Source organism: Psychrobacter sp. TB55-MNA-CIBAN-0194 (genome assembly GCF_040309505.1).
GTDB lineage: Bacteria > Pseudomonadota > Gammaproteobacteria > Pseudomonadales > Moraxellaceae > Psychrobacter > Psychrobacter fozii.
Window position 1 is genome coordinate 1 of sequence record NZ_JBEOOW010000714.1, and the last position, 240, is coordinate 240.

The window sequence follows — 240 nt, forward strand, 5'->3', positions numbered from 1 at the left end:
GCGAGATCCTGCGGGCGGGCCGGCACGCCGTGCCGTTTCACGTAGTCGGGTGACGCACACAGAATGCTGAAGGTCGACCCGAGCAGGTGCGACACGAGTTCCGAATCGGGCAGCGACGACGCGGTGACGACGGCCATGTCGCTCGTGCCGTCGAACAGGTCGGGCATGCGCTGCGACAGCGACAGCTCGATCGACACGTCCGGGTACTGCGTGTGATAGCGCGTCAGCGCGGGCATCACG

Annotated in this window: 1 protein-coding gene; it reads right to left on the reverse strand. The window is 67.1% G+C overall.

All coding sequences use genetic code 11. The features are described 5' to 3' along the window. Window positions 1-240 (reverse strand): LysR substrate-binding domain-containing protein (locus AAEY75_RS16845; RefSeq protein WP_352260310.1); only part of this gene is annotated, 240 nt, incomplete at both ends.